The 21,370-nt window shown below is 72.7% G+C and carries 22 protein-coding genes; 13 read left to right on the top strand and 9 right to left on the bottom strand.

Features of this window, described 5'->3' with window-relative positions; all coding sequences use genetic code 11:
* Positions 1-42: 42 nt before the first annotated feature.
* A complete protein-coding gene (locus AB0O28_RS34745) occupies positions 43-699 on the bottom strand; it encodes a response regulator transcription factor (RefSeq protein ID WP_363646816.1) in 657 nt (218 codons plus the stop codon).
* Positions 689-2,809: a histidine kinase gene (locus tag AB0O28_RS34740; RefSeq protein WP_363646815.1), complete on the bottom strand. Its 2,121-nt coding sequence runs from the start codon at positions 2,807-2,809 to the stop codon at positions 689-691. Before AB0O28_RS34740 ends, AB0O28_RS34745 begins: the two co-directional genes overlap by 11 nt.
* 177 nt (positions 2,810-2,986) lie before the next feature.
* Between AB0O28_RS34740 and AB0O28_RS34735 the strand changes: the two genes are divergently transcribed.
* Together AB0O28_RS34735 and AB0O28_RS34730 are read left to right on the top strand one after the other, a co-directional pair.
* Complete coding sequence (locus AB0O28_RS34735; protein ID WP_363646814.1) at positions 2,987-3,649, top strand: hypothetical protein; 663 nt, start codon at positions 2,987-2,989, stop codon at positions 3,647-3,649.
* Positions 3,650-3,677: 28 nt separating this feature from the next.
* Positions 3,678-4,607, top strand: a complete 930-nt coding sequence (locus tag AB0O28_RS34730; RefSeq protein WP_363646813.1) for an AfsR/SARP family transcriptional regulator — start codon at positions 3,678-3,680, stop codon at positions 4,605-4,607.
* Between the two features lie 615 nt (positions 4,608-5,222).
* Here the strand turns inward: AB0O28_RS34730 and AB0O28_RS34725 are convergent.
* Complete coding sequence (locus AB0O28_RS34725) at positions 5,223-5,519, bottom strand: hypothetical protein (protein WP_363646812.1); 297 nt, start codon at positions 5,517-5,519, stop codon at positions 5,223-5,225.
* A 222-nt stretch (positions 5,520-5,741) separates the two neighbouring features.
* On the opposite strand from AB0O28_RS34725, the gene AB0O28_RS34720 reads away from it, so the two are divergent.
* The gene (locus AB0O28_RS34720) at positions 5,742-6,965 is read left to right on the top strand and encodes a beta-ketoacyl-[acyl-carrier-protein] synthase family protein (protein WP_363646877.1); all 1,224 of its coding nucleotides are present in this window, start codon (positions 5,742-5,744) and stop codon (positions 6,963-6,965) included.
* A 60-nt stretch (positions 6,966-7,025) separates the two neighbouring features.
* On the opposite strand, the gene AB0O28_RS34715 is transcribed toward AB0O28_RS34720, so the two are convergent.
* Entirely contained in the window at positions 7,026-7,802 is a 777-nt protein-coding gene (locus AB0O28_RS34715; protein WP_363646811.1) for a hypothetical protein, read from the bottom strand.
* 125 nt (positions 7,803-7,927) lie between these two features.
* Between AB0O28_RS34715 and AB0O28_RS34710 the strand changes: the two genes are divergently transcribed.
* From AB0O28_RS34710 to AB0O28_RS34700, 3 genes are read left to right on the top strand one after another with little or no spacing between them, the layout of a single operon-like run.
* On the top strand, positions 7,928-8,971 hold the full coding sequence (locus tag AB0O28_RS34710) for an AAA family ATPase (RefSeq protein ID WP_363646810.1): 1,044 nt from the start codon (positions 7,928-7,930) through the stop codon (positions 8,969-8,971).
* Complete coding sequence (locus tag AB0O28_RS34705) at positions 8,968-9,888, top strand: DUF58 domain-containing protein (protein WP_363646809.1); 921 nt, start codon at positions 8,968-8,970, stop codon at positions 9,886-9,888. Before AB0O28_RS34710 ends, AB0O28_RS34705 begins: the two co-directional genes overlap by 4 nt.
* Positions 9,885-10,832: a VWA domain-containing protein gene (locus AB0O28_RS34700; RefSeq protein WP_363646808.1), complete on the top strand. Its 948-nt coding sequence runs from the start codon at positions 9,885-9,887 to the stop codon at positions 10,830-10,832. Before AB0O28_RS34705 ends, AB0O28_RS34700 begins: the two co-directional genes overlap by 4 nt.
* On the opposite strand, the gene AB0O28_RS34695 is transcribed toward AB0O28_RS34700, so the two are convergent.
* The 3 genes from AB0O28_RS34695 to AB0O28_RS34685 all read right to left on the bottom strand — a co-directional run bounded on the left by AB0O28_RS34695 (position 10,747) and on the right by AB0O28_RS34685 (position 13,961).
* A complete protein-coding gene (locus AB0O28_RS34695; RefSeq protein ID WP_363646807.1) occupies positions 10,747-12,240 on the bottom strand; it encodes a hypothetical protein in 1,494 nt (497 codons plus the stop codon). The genes AB0O28_RS34700 and AB0O28_RS34695 overlap by 86 nt on opposite strands.
* 282 nt (positions 12,241-12,522) lie before the next feature.
* Positions 12,523-13,401, bottom strand: a complete 879-nt coding sequence (locus AB0O28_RS34690; RefSeq protein ID WP_363646806.1) for a hypothetical protein — start codon at positions 13,399-13,401, stop codon at positions 12,523-12,525.
* Positions 13,401-13,961 carry an RNA polymerase sigma factor gene (locus AB0O28_RS34685; RefSeq protein ID WP_363646805.1) on the bottom strand — a complete coding sequence of 187 codons (561 nt, stop codon included), beginning with the start codon at positions 13,959-13,961 and terminating at the stop codon, positions 13,401-13,403. Before AB0O28_RS34685 ends, AB0O28_RS34690 begins: the two co-directional genes overlap by 1 nt.
* 128 nt (positions 13,962-14,089) lie before the next feature.
* On the opposite strand from AB0O28_RS34685, the gene AB0O28_RS34680 reads away from it, so the two are divergent.
* Both AB0O28_RS34680 and AB0O28_RS34675 read left to right on the top strand, forming a co-directional pair.
* A complete protein-coding gene (locus tag AB0O28_RS34680; RefSeq protein WP_363646804.1) occupies positions 14,090-14,707 on the top strand; it encodes a methyltransferase in 618 nt (205 codons plus the stop codon).
* 23 nt (positions 14,708-14,730) lie between these two features.
* Positions 14,731-15,282 (top strand): TrmH family RNA methyltransferase, encoded by a 552-nt coding sequence (locus AB0O28_RS34675; protein ID WP_363646803.1) that lies wholly within the window; start codon positions 14,731-14,733, stop codon positions 15,280-15,282.
* Positions 15,283-15,300: 18 nt separating this feature from the next.
* Here the strand turns inward: AB0O28_RS34675 and AB0O28_RS34670 are convergent, their stop codons facing one another.
* On the bottom strand, positions 15,301-15,864 hold the full coding sequence (locus AB0O28_RS34670) for an EF-hand domain-containing protein (protein ID WP_363646802.1): 564 nt from the start codon (positions 15,862-15,864) through the stop codon (positions 15,301-15,303).
* A 97-nt stretch (positions 15,865-15,961) separates the two neighbouring features.
* On the opposite strand from AB0O28_RS34670, the gene AB0O28_RS34665 reads away from it, so the two are divergent.
* The 5 genes from AB0O28_RS34665 to AB0O28_RS34645 all read left to right on the top strand — a co-directional run bounded on the left by AB0O28_RS34665 (position 15,962) and on the right by AB0O28_RS34645 (position 20,383).
* Positions 15,962-16,591 carry an SDR family oxidoreductase gene (locus tag AB0O28_RS34665; RefSeq protein ID WP_363646801.1) on the top strand — a complete coding sequence of 210 codons (630 nt, stop codon included), beginning with the start codon at positions 15,962-15,964 and terminating at the stop codon, positions 16,589-16,591.
* A 39-nt stretch (positions 16,592-16,630) separates the two neighbouring features.
* Positions 16,631-17,626: an AMP-binding protein gene (locus tag AB0O28_RS34660; RefSeq protein WP_363646876.1), complete on the top strand. Its 996-nt coding sequence runs from the start codon at positions 16,631-16,633 to the stop codon at positions 17,624-17,626.
* A gap of 73 nt (positions 17,627-17,699) precedes the next feature.
* Positions 17,700-18,497 carry a glycerophosphodiester phosphodiesterase gene (locus AB0O28_RS34655; RefSeq protein ID WP_363646800.1) on the top strand — a complete coding sequence of 266 codons (798 nt, stop codon included), beginning with the start codon at positions 17,700-17,702 and terminating at the stop codon, positions 18,495-18,497.
* 65 nt (positions 18,498-18,562) lie between these two features.
* On the top strand, positions 18,563-19,912 hold the full coding sequence (locus AB0O28_RS34650; protein ID WP_363646799.1) for an MFS transporter: 1,350 nt from the start codon (positions 18,563-18,565) through the stop codon (positions 19,910-19,912).
* Positions 19,913-20,038: 126 nt separating this feature from the next.
* Complete coding sequence (locus tag AB0O28_RS34645; protein ID WP_030509898.1) at positions 20,039-20,383, top strand: RNA polymerase-binding protein RbpA; 345 nt, start codon at positions 20,039-20,041, stop codon at positions 20,381-20,383.
* Between the two features lie 111 nt (positions 20,384-20,494).
* Here AB0O28_RS34645 and AB0O28_RS34640 read toward each other — a convergent pair whose 3' ends face one another.
* Entirely contained in the window at positions 20,495-21,355 is an 861-nt protein-coding gene (locus AB0O28_RS34640) for a universal stress protein (RefSeq protein ID WP_363646798.1), read from the bottom strand.
* Positions 21,356-21,370 lie beyond the last annotated feature (15 nt).

Genomic DNA, 21,370 nt, shown 5'->3' with positions numbered 1-21,370 from the left:
CCGGACGGCACGGCGTGCGCCGCGATGCCGGGCCCTTCTGGGTCAGGTGCGACCGAGTCCGGCGTCGCGCGCGCGGACGATGGCCTCGGCGCGGTCGGCGACGTGCAGCTTGGCGAAGATGTTCGAGACGTTGTTGCGCACGGTCTTCTGCGACAGGAACAGCGTGCTCGCGATCTGCGCGTTCGACCGTCCCGCGGCGACCAGCGAGAGGATGTCGCGTTCGCGCGGCGTGAGCTGCGGGAACGCGGTGAGTTGGGACGCAGGCGACGGGCCGGCGAAGAACTCGGCCACGCGGAGCGCGACCGCAGGGCCGAAGATCGCCTCGCCGTGGGCGACCGCCACGATGGCCCGGGTGATCTCGGCCTGGCTGGCGCCCTTCAGCAGGTAGCCGCGGGCTCCGGCCCGCATGGCCGCGAACAGCGTACTGTCCTCCTCCGACATCGTCAGCACGACGACCCCGATGTGCGGGCTGTCCTCGACGACGCGCCTGGTCGCCTCGATCCCGTCCAGCTCCGGCATCGTGACGTCCATCACCATGATGTCCGGCTGCAGCTCCGCGGCGCGCTCGACCGCTTCCCGGCCGTTCGCGGCCGTGCCGACCACCTCGATGCCGGGGATCGACGCCAGCAGCATGGCGAGCCCTTCACGGTAGACCGGGTGGTCGTCGGCGAGCAGCACCCGGATCAGATCATCGGACACCCGCCGCCTCCGTCGTCTCCGTCGTCTCCGTCGCTCCGGTCGCCTCCTGAAGAGGCAGCAGCGCGCGGACCAGCGTCCCGCCACCGGGCGGGCAGGCTACCTCGCAGCCGCCGCCGAGCTCGGCCGCGCGCTCCCGCAGCGAGAGCATCCCCACCCCGGCCGTCACATCGGCCCCGATGCCCGAGCCGTCGTCCCGCACCGTCACCTCCAGCGCTCGTTCCCGCACGCCTATTGTGATGGCGCAGCGCGCCGCGCCCGAATGCCGGACCACATTCGCCAGCGCCTCCGACACGATGCGGTACGCCGCCACCTCGACCGCGGCGGGCAGCGAGCCGAGATCTCCCTCGGTGGACACGGCGACCTGGAGCCGGCCCGACCTGACGCGCTCCGCCTGCTGCTCGACGGCGCGGCGCAGGCCGAGCTCGTCGAGCGCCGGCGGGCGTAGGTCGTGCACCAGCCGCCGGACGTCCGCCAGGACGGCGGCGACGTCCGCGGCCGCCTGCTCCAGCATGCGATCGGACTGCTCCGGAGCGCTGCGGGCCAGGTTCCGCGCGGTCTCGATGCGCAGCGCCACGGCGCCGAGGCTCGGCCCGAGCCCGTCGTGCAGGTCGCGCCGAAGCCGCCTGCGTTCCTCTTCCCGCGCGCCGACGAGCTGCACGCGAATGCGCTGCAGGTCGGCGCTGAGCTCGCTCGCCCGGGCCGCCGCCGCGGCCTGCCGTACGAGATCGCCGAGGAGCCGCTGGTCGCGTTCGGTCAGGTCGGCACGGCACAGCATGAGGCGGCCCACCACCTCTCCCCGGTAGGCCACCGGCAACGACAGCGACGGCCCGTGCGGGGAGCCGTGCTCGACCACCGACCGGGCGCCGCCGTCCCGCTCGATCTCCACCCTGACGTAGGGGAGCCGGAAGGCGTCGGCCACCGTCCGGGCCAGCGCGAGCAGCTGGTCGTCCGGGTCGGTGGCCAGTTCGAGCCGCTCGGCGAGTGTCGAGACCATGCCGTACGGATCGTCGCGCCCCCCGCGCAGCAGCCGGCGTACCGCCCGCCACAACCAGCCCCGTAGCGGCGCGTAGACCACCGCGACGATCGCGATCGCGGCCAGTGCCGAGTCACGCTCCCCCAGCGTGCTCCCCGCGACGGTGAAGACGGCGACGTCGATGCCGACCACCGACAGGGCGAGCAGGCCGTACAGGACGGTCGCGGGCAGCAGCCGGTCGATGTCGTACAGCCGGTATTTGGTGACCGCGACCAGCACGGCGGCGGAGGTGAGCGCGACCGCGAAGCAGAAGAGCATCGCCGTGACCTCGACGGGCGCCACGAACTGGAGCAGCAGCACGAACATGCTCACGAGCGCCGACCAGGTCAGCCAGCGGATCTGGGCACGCCGCTCCGCGTCGGCGACGCGGTATCGGCGCAGCATGACCGCGAACGGCACCACCAGGCTCACCGGCTCGGCGGCGTACGCGACGGCCAGCACGGGCGCCCAGACGTCGTACGGCAGGGGGATGCTGACGGGATCCAGCGCGAGACGGGAGATCTCCGCGGGAAGGGTGGTGGCGTTGTATCGCGCCATCACATCCATCGGCACGACCAGCAGCAACGCCGGCAGCAAGGCGGTCAGCACGAGGCTGGCGACGGACAACCACCGCCATGCCCCGGCTGCCGGCAGCCGTCCGTGGGGGAACAGCAGGATCAGCAGCGGCAGCCCCATCAGCAGCGCCGCTCCGAAACGCTCGAACCACCAGTAAACGGCCGAGGCGCCCGGTGCGCCCGGCGACGTGTAGATCGCGTACAGCGACCAGGCGCCGAGGAAGCCGTTCAGCGCCCATTCCAGTCCGGAGACGATCAGCACCCAGGCGACGGGATGCCGCGGCAGCCGGCGCAGCAGCAGGGCGCCGGGCAGGGCCTGCGCCAGGCCGGCCATGGCCGACGGCCAGTTGGCGATGTCGAGGTCGGCACCGGGCGAGGCCGCCACTCCGCTGTTGCGGATGTCCACGACCACCGTGCCGGCCGCGAGCGCGAGCGCGACCGCGGCAGCGGCCGGTGCCGTCCACGCGGCCGCCCGGCCCGTCGCCGGACGCTCAGCCGCCTCCACGTCAACCACGACAGGCATTGTCCTCTGCTCGCCGCCCCGTTGTCCCGGGACGGGAGTCCCGGGACTCCTGTCCCGGAACGGGTGCCAGGCGGTGGGGGCCGGATCCGGGACCGGCGGCCCTGTGGGGCCGGGGCGGCGGGCGCGGATGGTGGATCCGCACGGCGCACCGGCGCCGCGTACCACGGAAGGAATGACATGGACACGCACGTCACCAGGCAAGCCCCCAAGGCACGCACGGATCTCACCCCGCCCGAGGCTCCCTCCGCCGGCGCCTCCCGCCTCGGCTCCGTCCGCCTGGCGGGTGCCGCGCTCACTATCGGGACGCTGGCCTGGGCCGCCAGCATCTTCGTCTTCGGCACCGACGCCCAGGGGATGGGCGGGCGCATCCACGACCTCACCGGCCTGGCCTTTCAGCTCGGCGTGTTCTGCCTGCTGTGGGTGCAGACGCGAACACGGGCGATCGGCGTCTCACGCGGCGGTGTGATCGGGCTTCGGGTCGAGGCGGTGTTGCTCGGGGTGGCGAGCGTCTGGTCGCTGCTGCACGGGGTCCTGCCCGACAACCTGCGGGACCAGACCTGGCTGGGGTTCGTGGACGTGTTCTGGCCGCTGTCGATGTTCGGCATGTTCGTGATCGGCGTCAAGCTCGCGATCGCCGCGAGGTGGCGGGGAGCGCTGCGCTGGTGGCCGCTTGTCGCCGAAACCTGGGCGGTGGCGACCGTCCCCACCTACCTCGTGTTCGGCGACCCCCTGGCGAACTGGGTCGGCGGCTGCCACCTCGTCGCCGGCTACGCGCTGCTCGGGCTGCTGCTCACCCGGCGTCCCGAACTGACGGTCGCGGACGACGAGAACGGCCGCTGACTCGCCCACCCGGTGACAGGAGGTTCTCATGGCTGAGCTGATGCCGCCGGCCACGACGCCCGCCGCCGGCGGCGGCGGGCCCGCGAGCGTGGACATCCGCGTGCTGGGCCCGTTGGAGGTCACCGGCGGCGACGGTCTCCCCCTCCTCCTCGGCGCACCCAAGGTCAGGACGCTGCTGGCCATCCTGGTGCTCGCCGAGGGGCGCCCGCTGACGGCGGCCACGCTGGTCGACCGCATCTGGGGACCGCGCGCACCGGCCAAGGCGCTCGGCTCGCTGCAGGTGTACGTCTCCCACCTGCGGCGGCTCCTGGAGCCCGGGCGCCTCCCCCGCACCCCGAGCCGGGTGCTCACCTTCGACTCCGCCGGATACCGCCTCACCGTCGCTCGCGAGCGGGTCGACGTCACCCGCTTCCTGGCTCTGGTCGCCGAGGCCGAGCACGCCGCCGATCCCCGTGCCGTGGAGCGGGCGGCGGCCGGGGCCCTCGCGCTGTGGCGCGGCGAGCCGTACGCCGACCTGGGCGGACAGGAGTACGTGGCCGCGGCCGTCGCGCGGCTGACCGAGGCCAGGGAACGCGCCCGCGAGCTGCGTGTCTCGGCCGTCCTGAGGCAGGGGCGGCACCGGGAAGTGGTCGGCGAGCTGGAGGCGCTCACGCACGAGCATCCGCTGCGCGAGCCGCTGTGGGCCCTGCGCGCCCTGGCCCTGTACCGGTGCGGCCGCCAGGGCGAGGCACTACAGGTCCTGCGCGCCGTGCGGCGGACGCTGGCCGAGGAGCTCGGCATCGACCCCGGCGACGAGCTGCGCGAGCTGGAACGGCACATCCTCCGCCAGTCTCCCCACCTGCGGCCCCCGGGCACCCGCAGCTCGCTGCCGGTCCCCCCTTCGTCCCGGTGCCGGATCCGTTCCCGTCCGCCGGGCCCACCGGCCGCACCGCCACCCGTTCGCCCCTATCACGGGTGAGTCCGGCATCGGCAGGAGTCATCTGGGCGAACGTCTGGCCGTCCGTGCCGGCGACCGCGGGCACGCCGTGGCGCTCATCCGATGCCCCCCGACCTCCGGGTCGGCCCCGCTGTGGCTTTGGAAGCGTCTGCTGGACCGGCTGATCTCCGCCGGTTTCCTCCCGTTCCGGCCAGCCGCCACAGCGAGGTGATCTCCGCGGCGCGGGCGACGTGGAGGAGATCGGCGCCGTCCGTCGCCCGTGGATGCCGCGGCCTGGCGTCGATCCTGTCCACCACGCGCAGGCCCGCCGCCTCGATCAGGGCCGGCAGGTGACCGCGTGTCCTGAGTGCCGACGGACGTTGTCACGGGCACAGGCCAGCGCACGCGGGTTGATGTCGGTGGCGACGATCTGATCCACCCCCGGTGGGCCAGAACGGCTGCCAGCACTCCGGTCCCCGTGCCGAGGTCGAACGCCGTGCGGCGGGCGCGGCCGAGCGGAGCCCCGGCGACCAGGTCGACGTACTCCCTTCTGACCGGGGAGAAGACGCCGTAGCGTCCAGCACCACGACGAGCCTGCCCAGGACCCGGGCGCGGTCGCCGCGGGCCCGGCGGTGAACGCGGAAGGTCTCACGGGCGTCATTCCCCGAAGGGACGGGCTTCCGGTCGATGCGGCGGCTCATTGCGCAGGAGCTGACGTGCGTTGTGGTAGTCGCCTCTCCACAGCAGCGCTGTGCCCTCGCGGGCGAGCCGGTAGGCGGTTCCGGCCTTCATCCGGTCGTCCGCGACGACGATCCGCCTGGGTGGCGGGGCGGCGCTCTCGGAGTGCCAGCGGGCGGATCGGGCGATGCGGGATTCGGTCCAGTGGATCGTGGACACGACGTACTCCTCGTGATCGACGTGTGTGGGCACGAAGAGCACTTCGACGAGGAGCACGGCGGGCTCGCCCGCGCTGCCGCACGGGCGTGAGTGACAGACGGCCCTGAGAGAACCGGTGACAAGCGGCGGCGGGCTGCGCGGCGCCGACAAATCTTCCACGGCTTTTTGGTCGATCATCACGCCTGCCCGAAGCGAGGGCGCTTTGGCAGCGTGACAACCGGAAAGCGCACCGCCATGAAGGACCGGTCGGTGCGGCCATCGCAGAGCAGGGGGTCGTCGATGGGAGACGGGATCAGGGCGCAGGTGTCGGTCACCGGGCTGGGCGCCACCACGCCGCTGGGCGGCGACGTGGCCACCACCTGGGCCGGTCTGCTGGAAGGACGGTCCGGCATCCGCCTGATCGACGACGACTGGGCCGAGAGCCTGCCCGTACGGATCGCCGGCCGGCTGCCGGTGGACCCCGCCGAGGTGCTGGGCCGGGTGACGGCGCGGCGGCTCGACCGCTGCCAGCAGGCCGCGCTGGTCGCCGCACGGGAGGCGTGGGCGGACGCGGGATCGCCCGGCGTCGAGCCCGAGCGGCTCGCCGTCGTGATCGGCACGGGCGTCGGCGGCATGCTGACCACGCTCACGCAGAACGAGATCCTCGAAGCGTCCGGGCCGCGCCGGATCTCGCCGTACACCGTGCCGATGCTCATGCCCAACGGACCGGCGGCGGTCGTCAGCATCGAGCTCGGCGCGCGGGGCGGCGCCCACACTCCGGTGAGCGCCTGCGCGACCGGCGCCGAGGCGATCGCGATGGGCCTGGACCTCATCCGCCTGGGCCGCGCCGACGTGGTCGTCGCCGGCGGGGCGGAGGCGTGCGTCCACCCGCTGACGCTGGCCGGGTTCGCCCAGGCCAAGGCCGTCTCGACGCGCAACGACGCGCCGCAGGAGGCGTCGCGGCCGTTCGACGTGGGGCGCGACGGCTTCGTGCTGGGCGAGGGGGCCGCGCTGGTGGTGCTGGAGCGCGCGGAGTTCGCCGCCGCCCGCGGTGCCCGGGTGCACGCCACCCTCGCCGGCGCCAGGGTCACCTCCGACGCCCACCACATCACCGCCGCCGACGCGGCCGGACAGGCACGGGCGATGCGGCTCGCCCTGGCCGACGCCGGGCTGGACGCTCTCGACGTGGGGCACGTGAACGCCCACGCCACCTCCACCCCCTCGGGCGACCTGACCGAGAACGCGTCGATCGCCGAGGCGGTCGGGACGCATCCCGCGGTCACCGCGATCAAGTCGATGACCGGGCACCTGTGCGGGGCGGCCGGGTCGCTCGGCGCGATCGCGACCGTCCTCGCCCTCCGCGACGGGGTGATCCCCGCGATCCGCAACCTGGACGACCTCGACCCGCAGGTGAAGCTCGACGTCGTGACCGGCGCGCCGCGCCGGGGGCGGTGGACGGCCGGGCTGGTGAACTCCTTCGGCTTCGGCGGCCACAACGCGTCCCTGGTGTTCACCACCGCCTGAGCGCCCCCGCAGCGGGCACGGCGCAGGCGGAGGCACGGGCTCGCTGGAGAGGCGCGGGCCTCAGATGGGGCCGCGGCCGCCGAAGAGGTCGTCAGGCCAGGGGCTCTCGCTGCCGTCGCCGCTGCCGGACGGGCCGGGTGTGGGCTGTTGTGGCTCGGGCGTGGCGGGCTCGGGCGGCGGGGTGGGGACGAACTGGGTGTTCGGCAGCGGCCGGGGCGGCTCCGAATCCTCCTCTCCGCGGAACAGCAGCATCCAGGTGACCAGCAGCAACGCGAGCACGAGCGTGGCCAGCAGCGTCGAGGCGAGCACGACCGACCGCCGGGTGCCCAGCGGCGGCGGGGGCGGCGCGGGCGGGGCGGGCAGCGCGGGGGTGCGGTCGCCCAGCCAGTAGTGCGCGAAGTCGGGCCCGTGCCGCTGCCCGATCAGCGTGCCGGACACCGGGACCGGCTCGAGGAACCGCTCGGCTCCCGGGCCGTTCGGCACGTACGGCACGGCCACCCAGGGCGCGGGCCCGTCCTGCATCGCCAGCACGGGCGGCGTGCCGGGGGGCACCCGGCCGCGCACCCGGTCCACCAAAGAGGCGCCCCACCCGCGTACTCCCGTCCGGCCCTGTGTGTCCCTGATCGCGCTGCTTTGCGCGTCCTTGATCGCGGTGACGAACCGGTCCCTGGCCGCGGCGTCGAGGGCGGCGCCGCTGGACAGGACGGCAACCGTCACCACCCGGCCGTCGGGCGCCTGGCCCAGGTAGACCAGCCCGGCCGGGGCCGTCCCCAGACGCGCCTGCAGCACGAACGGCCCCACGTGGGGCGGGTCGCCGTACTGCAGCGGAGTGACCATCTCCCACATCAAAACACACCCCGGTATCCGAGACACCCGGCCGTGGCAGGGGGTGTGGCACGCGCCGGGACGGGCAAATGGGAGAGAAATGGATTCTCCAGCCGAGTCACGATTGAATAACGAGCATGACCGTTGCCGATGAACGCAGTGACCCGGAGCCCGGCGAGGGCGTGACGGAGCAGGAGGAGGCCGAACCCCGGCTGGACGCCCTGCGGGAGGCGCTTGCCGAGGTCCGGCGGGTGATCGTCGGACAGGAGCACATGGTCGAGCGGCTGCTGGTGGCGCTGCTCGCCCGGGGACACTGCCTGCTCGAAGGCGTCCCGGGGGTCGCCAAGACGCTGGCCGCCTCGACGCTGGCCACCGTCGTGGGCGGCACGTTCGCCCGCATCCAGTTCACCCCCGATCTGGTGCCCAGCGACATCGTCGGCACCCGCGTCTACCACCCGAGCTCGGAGCGGTTCGACGTCGAGCTCGGGCCGGTGTTCGTCAACTTCCTGCTCGCCGACGAGATCAACCGCGCACCGGCGAAGGTCCAGTCGGCCCTGCTGGAGGTGATGGCCGAGCGGCAGGTGACGCTCGCCGGGCGCACCCACCCGCTGCCCCGGCCGTTCATCGTGCTGGCCACCCAGAACCCGATCGAGTCGGAGGGCGTCTACCCGCTGCCGGAGGTGCAGCGCGACCGGTTCCTGTTCAAGGTGCGTGTGTCCCACCCGAGCGCGCACGAGGAGCTGGAGATCCTGCAGCGGATGAGCGTGCGCCCGCCCGTGCCGAGGCCGGTGCTCGACCCGGCCACGCTGGTGCGGCTGCAGGACCTGGCCGAGGAGGTCTCGGTCCACCAGCTCGTGGCCGACTACGTCGTACGGCTGGTCATGGCCACGCGCACCCCCGCCGACTACGGGCTGGCCGATCTGCAGGACACGATCGAGATCGGGGTGAGCCCGCGGGCGACGCTGGGCCTTGTCTCCGCCGGACGGGCCCTGGCCCTGCTGCGCGGGCGCGACTACCTGCTGCCCGACGACGTCCGCGACGTGGCGGTCGACGTCATGTCGCACCGGTTGATGCTCACCTTCGACGCGCTGGCCGACGAGGTGGACCCCGACGACGTCGTACGCCGGGTCCTGCAGGCGGTGCCGCCGCCGCTCGTCGTGTGGAACCAGGGCATGCGATGAGCGGCGGGAATCCCGACCAGGCGCTGCGGCGGCTGGAGCTGACCGTGGTGCGGCGGCTGGACGGGCTGCTGCAGGGCCGCCACCAGGGGCTGATCCCCGGGCCCGGCAGCGAGCACGGCGACACCCGGGTGTACGTGCCCGGCGAGGACGACGTGCGCCGCATGGACTGGGCGGTGACCGCGCGCACGACGGTCCCGCACGTGCGTGACCTGATCGCCGACCGGGAACTGGAGACCTGGGTGCTGGCCGACCTGTCGGCCAGCATGGAGTTCGGCACGGCCGACATGTCCAAGCGCGACCTGGTCGTCAGCGCCGTCGGAGCGGTCGGGATCCTCGCGAGCCGGGTCGGCGACCGGTTCGGCGCCTACATCCTGTACGGCGACGCCGTGCACCGCTATCCGGCCAAGCCCGGCCGGCCCCGGCTGTACGCTCTGCTGCACTCGCTGTTCGGCGCGCCGCCCGCGCAGGGCGCGGTGGACCTCGGGGAGGCTCTGGAGATGATGGCGACGGCGCACCGCAAGCGCGGGCTGCGAGTGATCGTCTCCGACTTCCTCGACTCGCCGGACTCCTGGGAGCCGCCGCTGCGCCGCCTGGCCACGCGGCACCAGGTGCTCGCCGTGGAGATCATCGATCCCCGCGAGCTCGAACTGCCCGACGTCGGGTTCGTCACCCTCGCCGACCCCGAGAGCGGGCGCTCCCGCGACGTCCGCCTGTCGCGCGCGCTCAGGGAGCGGTACGCCGAGGCGGCGGCCGGGCAGCGCCTGGCGACCCGGGCGGCGCTGCGCCGGGCCGGGGCCTCCCACCTGGTGCTGCGCACCGACCGCGACTGGGTGTTCGACATCGCCGAGTTCGTGCTGCGCCAGCGGCGGGCCTCCCATCTGCTGCGCAGGGCCGCGAACAGAAGGGCGGGCGCATGACCTTCCTGTCCCCCGGCTGGCTCTGGCTGTTCGTCCTGGTCGCCGTGCTGGTCGCGGCGTACGTCGCGGCGCAGTTCGCCCGCCGCCGCTACACGGTGCGCTTCACCAACCTCGCGCTGCTGTCGCTGGTGGCGCCCGAGCGGCCCACCTGGCGGCGGCACGTTGCCGCCGTGCTGTTCCTCGTCATGATGAGCCTGCTGGTCCTCGGCGCGGCCCGGCCGGCGGGCGAGGTGAAGGTGCCCCGCGACCGCGCCACCATCATGGTCGCCGTGGACGTGTCGCTGTCGATGGAGTCGTCCGACGTCCCGCCGTCCCGGCTCGTCGCGGCCAAGCAGGCCGCCCAGCAGTTCGTGAAGGACCTGCCCGAACGGTTCAACGTGGGCGTGGTCGCCTTCGCCAGGTCGGCCGCCGTGGTGATCTCCCCGACCACCGACCACGCCGCCGTCAACACCGCGATCTCCACCCTGACCACCCGGCCCGGCACGGCCATCGGCGAGGCCGTGTTCAACTCGCTCGACTCGATCAGGTCGTTCGACCAGCGTGCGGTCACCGATCCGCCCCCGTCCGCCATCGTGCTGCTGTCGGACGGCGACAACACCTCGGGGCGGTCGGTCAACGAGGCCATCGAGGCCTCGGTCGGCGCGAAGGTGCCGGTGTCCACGATCGCGTACGGCACGCCCGAGGGCACGGTGACGATCGACAACCGACCGGTGCAGGTGCCGGTCAACAAGACCACACTGAAGTCGCTGTCGGACGGCACCGGAGGCCGGGCGTACACCGCGGAGTCGGGCAGCGAGCTGCGCGACGTGTACGCGCAGATCGGCACGTCGCTCGGCTACAAGATCGTGCACCAGGAGATCACCCAGCGGTTCCTCGTGGCGGCGATCGTCGCGGGCCTGCTGGCCGCCGCCGCGGCGATGCTGCTGGGCGCCCGCATCCCCTGACCCCATCCCCTTGACCGTGCCACCCGGCGCGTTCAGCCGACCGGCGCTTCGCGGGGCAGCGCACCGGCCTTGTCCGTCTCCTCGCGCCGAGGAGGCCGGGCGAACGCCAGCCCGGCCGCCAGGCACGCCACGGGCACGACGGGGAGCACGTAGCGGTGGTCGAAGTCGAGCACCGCCACCGGTGCGACCAGCAGTGCCACCGCGACCATCCACGGCAGCGCCGCCGTCCGAGGTCGCCGCAGCGCGCCCGCGGCGCCCAGCAGCAGGATGACGGCCAGCATCGGCCCGCGCAGGTAGGCAGGGTACTGGTAGGCGATGAGCAGGTCGGCGTACGGCCGGACGGACCGCATCCCGGCGAGATCCGGGTCGTACTCCCGTCTGGCCTGCTCGACGAGCGGTTGATCGGCGGGGATCGGCCAGGTTCCGTGGGTGAAGCCGAACGCGGGGACGGTGCGCGCGGGGTGGGCGACGGGGTCCAGGCGAACGCGAGCGCGGTGTCCTTCACCACATCGCGCAGGTAATCCTCCGGCTGGGCGGCGATGGCGCGCAGCGCGAAGGCACGCGCCCGGTCGTTGAGCGCGACGTGTCCGCCGGGGAGCCGGTTGAGGGAGGAGTCCTTCGCCCACACGTACTCTCCGGCCGCGTCTGAGACGGTCCCGTTCGGGCACAGCGGCGCGAGATCCGGCGGAGGCTGGATGACCGCGCAGTCCGCGAAGGTCATCGAACGGGCCCACAACGCCACTCCGTCCAGGCCGCCGACGCCGAACCGGCCGTGCACGCCGCCGTACCACGTCGCGTACGCGGCGATCCGGCGCCAGGGCACGCGGCGGACGGCGAGCGCCAGCAGGACGAGCAGGATCAGTGGCAGCGCGATCGTGCGGGTGAGGGTGGCGCCCGCGAGGAGCAGGCCGGCGGTCGCGGCGGCGCGCGCGGACGGCACCGGCCGGCGGACCAGCAGGGCCGTGGCGGCGACGACCAGCAGGATGAACAGCGAGTCGGACAGCACCGCATGCTCGAGCCGGAGGAACGACGCGTCGAACAACACCGGGGCCGCGGCGGCCACGGCAGCCCAGGCGGGCAGTCCCCTGCCGCGGAGCACGGCGTAGACGATCACGCCCGTCGCCGGCCCCATCGCGTGCTGCAGCACGACGATCAGCTCGACGCTGTGGAAGGGCAGCAGGGCACGCAGCAGCAGGGGGTATCCGATGGGGTGGAACCCCTGCTCGGGCCGCAGATGAACGGCGTTGTGCAGGTAGCTGAACGAGTCGTACCAGTAGAGCCGGGCGGGCGGGTAGCCGAGCATCGTGACCACTCTGAGCGCGGCCGCGGCGGTGAGCACGACCGTGAAGGCCCGGTGGCGCCTCATCCCGGCGGGCACCGGGAGCAGGGCACGAGCGTATGCGGGCATGACGAAACCATTCGTTGAGGGGGAGATCCGGCCGGGCGGCGCACGCGCGCGGCAGCCGGGCACGGCTGCGGGCACGCCGGTGTCAGCGCGGGGAGGCCGGCCGGTGAGGGAGGAGGTGAAGACAGCGGCGCCGCGCCGGACTCGGCCGCGAGGCCGCCGCCTTGGCAGCATGCGCGGCGCGCAGGGCGGTGCCCGGCGCGGTCCGCGCCGCGATCGGGGCGCGGACCGCGTGGCCACTCTCAGTGGCCGTTCTCAACAAGCGTTCTCAGTGACGCCGGGGTTTTACGGACGTTCAGTGCAGAAGGCGTCCTTGGGACGCGGCTGAGGGTTCGGAGTGGAGTTGACCAGCATGAGCGCCTGTCCGTCTGCGACCATCACCCCCTCGTAGACATACCAGTCGGCGGGGGCGGACGGCCTGGGCCCCTTGGTCGCGTACGAAGTGAACTCCACCCGCACGCCGCGTTCCCGCAGCAGGGGCAGGACCTCGGCGACGGTCTTGTTGACGTAGTCCACGCAGTGGAAGGGCTGGCCCTCCATGTCGACGGCCTCCAGGATGCCGTAGCGCTCCCCCGCCCGTGCGGCGCGGCCGAGGAGCACGATCGCCTCCCCGTGGAACCGCACCGGGATGCGGAAGCCGATCGCGCAGCCGCCGAAGCGCGTGCACTCGCCGCGCGCCTTGATCGCCGTGATCTCACTGTGATGCCGGGTGCCGTCGAAATACATCACCTGTCCTGCCGAGGCGGGCGAGACCGGCACGAGCCGCACCTCCACGTCCAGGCCGCGTTCGCGCAGTTCGCGCTGGTAGGACGCGGGGGCGGCGAACAGGTCCCGCACCATGACGACGTAGTGGTCACCCTCCCGCCTGATGTCGAGCGCGGCGGAGGCGGGTGCGGGACCGAGGCCGGCCGCCCCGGGCACGATCCAGCCCACGGCGAGCAGGACGGCGGTGAGCGAGACGATCACCGGCACCAGCCGGGGGCTGCGCAGGATGGTCCGGGCGGCCCCGGTGACCGCCTCCGTCACCCGTCGGCGGTGGCTCTCCGGAACCGGGCCGGAGACGATCTCCTCCAGCAGGTCCAGGGCGGCCGGCGTCATCCCCGGGCCCCGGTCCGGGGCGATCCCGGCGACGAGCCGGTGCAGGTCATCGCGGTCGTGCATCATCACGCCTCCCCTCCCGCCAGCGCCGGCATCCGCGCGCCGTACCGAGCCACGTCCACTCCCGCGGAGCTCAACTCCTTGGCGAGGCGCTTGCGCGCCCGGTGCAGCCGCAGTCGGGCGGCTCCGCGCGAGCAGCCCAGCACCGTGGCGATCTCCGCCGATCCCAGCCCCTCCCAGCTCACCAGCGCCAGCACCTCGCGGTCGTCGCGGCCGAGACGCCCGAACGCCGCACGTACCGCGTCGAGGTCCTCATGATCCGGCGGCCGATCGTGCTCGTCCCGTTGACCGAGCTCCGCGCCGAGTCTCTCGACGAGCGCGCTCCTGCGGGTCTCGGCCCTGCGGCCGTTGGCCAGCACCCGCCGGGCGACGCCGTACAGCCATAATCGGGCGGACGACCCGGCCGGGACGTCGCCGATGCGCCGCCACGCCGTGGCGAAGGTCTCGGCGAGAGCGTCAGCGGCGTCCTCGGGGGTTTCCGTGCGTCGTCGCACGTATCCGAGGAGATCCACGTAATGCGCCATATAGATCTCCTCGAAACGACGCCTCAGGTCCGACCGGGCCAACGAAACTCCCCCTTAACCCGCTTTCTCCGTCATCTCGTACGTGTCCGGAAGGCCGGAAGTGTTTCAGCCCTCTCACATCCTCGCGGGCGCGGAGATCAGCGGTCCGCGGCGTTGGTACGTTTGGGCACGTGGCCCATTACTTCGAGGAGAGCCCCCAGGCGGCGAGCCGGCCGGGCTCGGTCACCCTGGTCCTCCCTGACCTGCATCTGCGGCTGGAGACCGACCGCGGGGTGTTCTCCCCCGAACGGATCGATCCGGGGACCCGGGTGCTGCTGGAGACCGTCCCGCCGCCCCCGGCCGAGGGCGACCTCCTCGACCTGGGCTGCGGTTACGGACCCGTCGCGCTGACCATGGCGTCGCGGGCGCCCGGTGCGACGGTCTGGGCCGTGGACGTGAACCGGCGCTCGGTGGAGTTGTGCGAGCGGAACGCCAAGAGCGCCGGCCTTGACAAAGTAAGGTCAGTTCACGTCGACGAGATGCCCGAGGACGTGAGGTTCCGGGCCATCTGGTCGAACCCGGCCATCCGGATCGGCAAGGCCGCGCTCCACGAGATGCTCACCCGGTGGCTCGACCGGCTCACGCCCGACGGCAGCGCCTACCTGGTCGTGCAGAAGCATCTGGGCTCCGACTCCCTGCAGCGCTGGCTGAGCGATCAGGGCCGGCCCACTTCACGGCTGGCCTCCCGGTCGGCCTACCGCGTCCTGCGGGTCGACGCCCGCGCCTCCGACACACAGACCCAGGAATGACGAGCAGGAGCGATGAGCGCCCGATGAGCACTCCCAACCCGCGCAGGCAGCTCAAGCCGACCGACGTCAAGCGGCTCAACCGCACCTGGCGCCGCAACACCGAGGGCCGTCTCGCGCTGATCCTCGAATCGGTGACCGGCCCCTTCAACGTCGGGTCGATCTTCCGTACGGCCGCCGCCTTCGGCGTGGAGACGATCTGGCTGGCCGGCAACGCCACCCCGCCGACCAACCCCAAGGTGCAGAAGACCGCGCTCGGCACCGACCGGCTGGTCGAGTGGCACGAGCCGGTCCCGGTGACCGACGCCGTACGCGCCGCCAGGGAGGAGGGCTACCGGGTGGTCGCCGTCGAACTGACCGGCGACGCCGTGCCTCTGCACGAGGCCAAGCTCGGCGGCGACGTCTGCCTGGTGCTCGGCAGCGAGGACCACGGCTGCTCCCCCGCCTGCCTGGAGGCGGCCGACTCGGTGGCCTACATCCCCCAGGTCGGCAGGGTCGGGTCGGTCAACGTGGCGGTCGCCGCGGCCATCGCGATGGCGGAGACCCGGCGGCAGGAATGGGCCCCGACCGCCGGGTAGCCGTCACCACCCGGCGGTTCAGCCCTGCGGCGGGAGCGGGCCGAACAGCCAGTTGCCGTGGCACTCCGCGTCGGGGCTGCGGAAGAACTGCTCGTTGGCCACGTGCAGCTCCTGCCGGCTCAGCGAGCCGTTGCCGTCCAGGTCGAGATGCTCGAACGCGGCCACGGCGTCCGGCTCCGACATGCGGAAGGCGCTTCCCGCCATCCGCAGGTACTCGGTCCGGGTGACCCTCCCGTCTCCGTCGGTGTCCATCAGGTCGTAGAAGGCGCCGGCGACCGGCGCGACGTGCGTGTGGTAGCCCGCCTCCGGCTGCGCGACGAAGCGGTGGAACCCGGCCACGAACTCCCCCAGCTCGACGCGCTCGTCCCCGTCGGCGTCCATGGGCAGGGTCACCTCGTCCCACAGCCGCGCGTACCGGTCCCGGACCCGCCGCGACTGCGTGGAGCCCGGCGCGAACCCGAACGCGTTCACCAGCCGGTCGGCCGAGGCGGTGTAGTCCATCTTGTCGACGGTCCCGTCATCGTCGACGTCCAGGAGCGTGAACAGATGCGCCAGCTTGCGCTGCTGCAGGTCGTTGAGCATGGACCCTTCCGAGTTCGGTTACCGTGAGCGATCGGCCGGGCTCGCGCTACGTCTTCGTCGGCACGGCCTACCAGTGCGGGCTCGACAACGAGGGCGCGTGCCCGAGGACTGGCCGTCGCCCGCTCCGCCGGACCGGTTCCGCAACTTCTACGAATACTCCAAACGCGAAGCGGAGCTCGCGCTCGCACGGTCGCGGTCCGTCCGCGAAGGCTCCGCGCTGGTGGCCTGGCCGGGCGTGATGACGGGGCACTCCCGCACCGGCCGGGCGCTGACCGACTACGGTCTGTACGACTTCCTCCGGGTGATCGCCTTCTTCGCCCGGCGCACACCGGGGGAACGGGTCCGTCTCCCCTGCCATCCGGACGCCAACCTCCATCTAGCCCCCGTCGACACCACGGTCCCCCGGTTGCTCGCACTCGCCGCCTCGGACCGGGCGCGCCCGGTCTCCCATGTGGTGAACGGAGCCACGGTGCCGGTGCGCGACCTGTTCGAGGCGATCAACGCCCGGCTGCCGATCGAACTGGTCCCCGCCACACCCGAAGAGATCCGCGACAGGCCGTTCAGCCAATTCGAGGCGGTGGTCAACATGCGCGCCAAGTACACCGCGACCTATTTCCGGCACCACTACGACTTCGAGTGGCGGGATCCGGCGGCCCCGCCCGCCGTCACTCCCTCGGTCCTCGACCGGCTGGTCTCCTGGTACGTCCGTGAAGGGCTACCCGAATGACCGACTTCGTCACACACGTACGAAGCCGCCTCAGCGACGATCGTCAGTTCGTCTTCGTGCGGGACGACGGCACTCCGGCCCGGCTCACCTTCACCGACCGATCCGGCCCACGTGTCCGAGCTGTCCGCTCTTTCGGCCCGCGTGGCCGACCCCGCCACCGCCGATGCGGACGCCTGGACCCCGCCCGCCATGACCGCCGGCACCATCGCCTACCTGCAGTACACCTCCGGGTCGACGAGCGACCCGCGCGGAGTCGAGGTCTCGCACGGCGATCTGCTGCACAACCTGGAACTGTTCCGCCTGCTGGCCCGGAACACGCCGGTGCGGCGCCTGGCCGGGTGGCTGCCCCACTACCACGACATGGGCCTGGTCGGCCTCCAGTTGCAGGCGCTCCACGCGGGCGCCGACCTGGTGTTCATGTCACCGTCCGCCTTCGTCGCACGGCCGGTGCGCCGGCTGGAGCTGATCAGCCGATACGGCGCGGACTGGGCGGTGTCCCCCGACTTCGGGTACGCGTGGTGCACGCGCAGGATCGGCGACGAGCAACTGACCGGCCTGGACTTGTCCACGCTGACCATGGCCCTCAGCGGAGCCGAGCCGATCCGGGCCGCCACGCTCGCCGATTTCGAGCGGCGGTTCGCCCCCGTGGGCTTCCGCCCGGCCACCTGGAATCCCGGCTACGGCCTGGCGGAATGCACCCTTATGGTCACATGCACGCTACAGGGGCAGGGCGTGACCGTGCGCCGGTTCGACCCCGCCGCGCTGGAACGGCATCGGGCGGTCCCGGCGGCCGGGGGGACGCCCCTCGTCGCGTGCGGACCGGTTCAGGGGCTCGACCTGCGGATCGTCGACCCGGGCGGCTCCGGCCCCGTCGCCGACGGCGAGATCGGGGAGGTCTGGGTGGCGGGCCCCAGCGTCGCCCTCGGTTACCGGAGCCGCCCGGCGGAGACCCGGGCCACCTTTCTGGCCGAGGATCCGGCGCTGCACGGCCACTGGCTGCGTACCGGAGACCTGGGGTTGGCCCTCCACGGATGACAAGGGACTCTTGTGACGCAAATGTTCACCTACGCGCGCTGACTGTACGGCCGGGACCCGGCATACTCCTCTCGTGCACCGCCGTTTCGCGTTCCTCGATCATCCCGGACCACTCGCCTTCGCGCACCGAGGCGGGGCGGCGGAGGCGCGCGAGAACACCATGGAGGCCTTCTCCCGGGCGGTCGACCTCGGCTACACCTATCTGGAGACCGACGCGCACGCGACCGCCGACGGCGTCCTGCTCGCGTTCCACGACCACACTCTCGACCGGGTCACCGATCGCACCGGCCGCGTCTCGCGGCTGCCCTACCGGGAGGTGCGCGGGGCCAGGATCGGCGGGCGGCACGAGATCCCGCTGATGGAGGACCTGCTGGGCACCTGGCCGGACGTGCGGTTCAACATCGACGTCAAGGAGAGCGCCGCGATCGTGCCGCTGGCCCGGGCGATCCAGCGCACGGGCGCCCACGACCGGGTGTGTCTCACGTCGTTCTCCGAGGCACGGCTGGCACGCGCCCGGCGCGCGATCGACCGGGAGGTCTGCTTCTCGCTCGGCCCACGCGGCCTGGCCGCCCTGCGTACGGCCGCGATGGGAGGCGGGTACGGCAGGCTGCTGTCCGGGCTGGCCCGGGCGGGGGTGCCGTGCGCCCAGGCGCCCATCGGGTTCCGCGGCCTGCGGGTGACCACCCGCGCCCTCGTGCGCACCGCGCACGCGATCGGCATGCAGGTGCACGTGTGGACGGTGAACGACCCGGTGACGATGGCCCACCTGCTCGATCTCGGCGTCGACGGGATCATGACGGACAACGTCAGCGGCCTGCGTGACGTGCTCAAGTCACGCGGCCAGTGGCATCCCCGCCCGGCCGCCCCGTGACGTCCGTCGAACCCCGCCAGCCCTGACCGATCCGCACGTCCGCCCACCCCCGGCGAGGAGAGATCATGACCGCCCCCCAGATCGTCGACGAGGAGATCCCCGGTGCGCGGCGGCGTGAGCAACGCGGCTGGTACTGGTACGACTGGGCGGACTCGGCGTTCCAGACGACCGTCCTGACCGTCTTCCTCGGGCCGTACCTGACGTCGGTGGCCACGACGGCGGCGGGCGGCGAGAACGGCTTCGTGTCGTTCCTCGGCCTGGACCTGCGCCCGAAGGCGTACTTCACCACCCTGGTGACGATCTCGGTGCTGCTGCAGATCGTGATCATGCCGATCGTCGGCGCACTGGCCGATCACACCGGCCGCAAGAAGCAGATCCTGGGGGCCTTCGCGTACGTGGGCGTGGCGGCCACGCTCGGCTTCTACCTCGTCTCCGGCGGCGGCTACCTGCTCGGCGGCGTGCTGTTCCTGGTCGCCAACGTGACCTTCGGCTCGGCGCGCGTGGTCTACGACTCCTTCCTGCCGCAGATCGCCGGGGCGGAGGAACGCGACGCGATCTCCAGCAGGGGGTGGGGCTTCGGCTACCTCGGCGGCGGCCTGCTGCTCGCGCTCAACCTCGTGGTCTACCTGTTCGCCGACATCGAGACGAGCCTGGCGGTGCGGATCAGCCTGGCCTCGGCGGGCCTGTGGTGGGGCGCGTTCGCCCTGATCCCGATGTTGCGCCTGCGCAACCGTCGGGTGCCCGTCCATGAGTCGACCGCGGGCCGGGCCGTGGCCGGCAGCGTACGCCAGCTCGGCCGGACCCTCGCCGACCTGCGGCGCTACCCCCGCACGCTGCTGTTCCTCGCGGCCTACCTGATCTACAACGACGGCGTGCAGACCGTCATCACCTTCTCGGCGACGTACGCCGACCAGGAGCTCGGGCTGGGCCAGACACACCAGATCGGCGCGATCCTCATGGTGCAGTTCATCGCGGTAGGCGGCGCACTCGGGCTCGCGCGGGTCGCGGCCAGCATCGGGACCAAGCGCACGGTCCTGGCCAGCCTGGTCGTGTGGACCGCGGTGGTGGGCGTGGCCTATTTCCTGCAGAAAGGCTCGGCCGTCCAGTTCTACGCGATCGCCTTCGCCATCGCGATCGTCATGGGCGGCACGCAGGCGCTGTCCCGGTCGCTGTACTCCCTGGTGATCCCGCCGGGCCGGGAGGCGGAGTACTTCAGCCTCTACCAGATCAGCGACAAGGGCTCGGCGTTCCTCGGCTCTCTGGTGCTCACGCTGGCGCTTCAGCTCACCGACAGTTACCGCACCGCGATCGTCTCGCTGGTCGTGTTCTTCGTCGCCGGGTTCGTTCTGCTCACCGTTGTCAACCTGCCGCGAGCCATCCGTGAGGCGGGGAACGAGGTGCCCGCCCATATCTGAGACCAGAGGGACGGAAAAAGCGCGATTGGATCAGGTCTCGGCTGGGAATCCACACACGGTATCAGGCGTTGTACGCGGTGGCGAACGAACCCCCTCGAAGGCGGGGACCTCAGGAGGCTTAAAGACATGGGCGAGCGTGCACTTCGCGGTACCCGGCTCGGCGCGACCAGCTACGAGAACGACCGCAACACCGACCTGGCCCCGCGTCAGGAGGTGTCCTACACGTGCCCCAAGGGCCATCTCACCACCGTTCCGCTCGCCGTCGAGGCCGAGATCCCCACGACCTGGGAGTGCCGTCACTGCGGCAGCCCGGCGCTGCGGGTGGACGCGGAGCAGCCTCAGCAGAAGAAGGCGAAGCCCCCGCGGACCCACTGGGACATGCTGCTGGAGCGCCGCTCGATCGAGGACCTCGAAGAGGTGCTGAACGAGCGCCTCGCCATTCTGCGCGAGCAGCGGCGCAAGAGCGCGTAGGACGCCGATCACGCCCCCGGCGGCCCGGAGATCAGGGCCGCCGGGGGCGTTCGCGTGTCCGGTCCGTGTGATCCGGACTCCGTCGATACAGATTCCGTCGACGCGGGCCGCTCAGCCGACTGGCGCCGGCACGCGGACGACGGCCATGGGACACCTCGCGTAGTGGAGCATGGCCTGGCAGACCGACCCGAGGACCAGACCGGTGAACTCGCCGTGGCCCCGGGAGCCGATGACGAGCAGCTCGGCGCCCACCGACGCGTGCCGCACCACGTCCACCGGGTGGCCCCGGACGATCTCCTCGACGACCTTGACGTCGGGGTAGAACTCGCGGCGCCCGGCGAGGGCCTCCCTGACCATCCGCACCTCGACCTTCTCGTCGTCGAAGTCGTCGGGGATGGGGGCGAAGCCGACGCCCGCCTCGAGCGGACTGCAGGCGTGCACCGCCCGCAGTCCCGTCCCGCGCAGCGCCGCCTCGGCGAAGGCGAAGTCGAGCACCTTGGCGAGGGCGGGCGATCCGTCGACGCCCACCACGATCTCCGGGCGCGGCGCCGAGGGCACCTCCCGCACGACGACCACGTCGCACGGGGCGCGACCCGCCACGCCGTACGCGACCGAGCCGAGCAGCAGGCCGCGGAAGCCGCCGAGCCCGTGGTTGCCGAGGACCAGGAGATCGGCGTCCATGGCCGCCTCGACGAGCGCCGGGCGCGGGTCGCCGGCCAGGATCGCGGTGTCGACCGGCACCCGGGGCGCCTCCGCGTGAACCCGCTCGGCGGCGGCGCCGAGCACGGCCGCGGCGCCGTCGCGCATCCACGCCGCGACGCCGGCGTGGCGGCCCTGCCGCGCGCTCGAGCAGGCCCAGGCGGGAATGGCGTTGGCGATGCGCAGGGGGACGCCGCGCAGGCCGGCCTCCCTGGCCGCCCAGCAGGCGGCCTCCATACCGGCGTGCGATCCGTCGACACCCACCACGATCATGACGCCCTCCCCTCG

The sequence above is a fragment of the Microbispora sp. NPDC088329 genome (genome assembly GCF_040685655.1).
GTDB lineage: Bacteria > Actinomycetota > Actinomycetes > Streptosporangiales > Streptosporangiaceae > Microbispora.
This window is presented reverse-complemented; position numbering and strand designations above follow the sequence as displayed.

Bases quoted from the DNA above. Each gene is read 5' to 3' on its own strand.
- AB0O28_RS34710 (WP_363646810.1), top strand. From the start codon at position 7,928: ATGACCGTTGCCGATGAACGCAGTGACCCGGAGCCCGGCGAGGGCGTG.
- AB0O28_RS34735 (WP_363646814.1), top strand. From the start codon at position 2,987: ATGGACACGCACGTCACCAGGCAAGCCCCCAAGGCACGCACGGATCTC.
- AB0O28_RS34675 (WP_363646803.1), top strand. From the start codon at position 14,731: ATGAGCACTCCCAACCCGCGCAGGCAGCTCAAGCCGACCGACGTCAAG.
- AB0O28_RS34640 (WP_363646798.1), bottom strand. From the start codon at position 21,355: ATGATCGTGGTGGGTGTCGACGGATCGCACGCCGGTATGGAGGCCGCC.
- AB0O28_RS34690 (WP_363646806.1), bottom strand. From the start codon at position 13,401: ATGATGCACGACCGCGATGACCTGCACCGGCTCGTCGCCGGGATCGCC.
- AB0O28_RS34740 (WP_363646815.1), bottom strand. From the start codon at position 2,809: ATGCCTGTCGTGGTTGACGTGGAGGCGGCTGAGCGTCCGGCGACGGGC.
- AB0O28_RS34720 (WP_363646877.1), top strand. From the start codon at position 5,742: ATGGGAGACGGGATCAGGGCGCAGGTGTCGGTCACCGGGCTGGGCGCC.
- AB0O28_RS34695 (WP_363646807.1), bottom strand. From the start codon at position 12,240: ATGCCCGCATACGCTCGTGCCCTGCTCCCGGTGCCCGCCGGGATGAGG.
- AB0O28_RS34715 (WP_363646811.1), bottom strand. From the start codon at position 7,802: ATGGTCACTCCGCTGCAGTACGGCGACCCGCCCCACGTGGGGCCGTTC.
- AB0O28_RS34650 (WP_363646799.1), top strand. From the start codon at position 18,563: ATGACCGCCCCCCAGATCGTCGACGAGGAGATCCCCGGTGCGCGGCGG.
- AB0O28_RS34645 (WP_030509898.1), top strand. From the start codon at position 20,039: ATGGGCGAGCGTGCACTTCGCGGTACCCGGCTCGGCGCGACCAGCTAC.
- AB0O28_RS34705 (WP_363646809.1), top strand. From the start codon at position 8,968: ATGAGCGGCGGGAATCCCGACCAGGCGCTGCGGCGGCTGGAGCTGACC.
- AB0O28_RS34670 (WP_363646802.1), bottom strand. From the start codon at position 15,864: ATGCTCAACGACCTGCAGCAGCGCAAGCTGGCGCATCTGTTCACGCTC.
- AB0O28_RS34730 (WP_363646813.1), top strand. From the start codon at position 3,678: ATGGCTGAGCTGATGCCGCCGGCCACGACGCCCGCCGCCGGCGGCGGC.
- AB0O28_RS34700 (WP_363646808.1), top strand. From the start codon at position 9,885: ATGACCTTCCTGTCCCCCGGCTGGCTCTGGCTGTTCGTCCTGGTCGCC.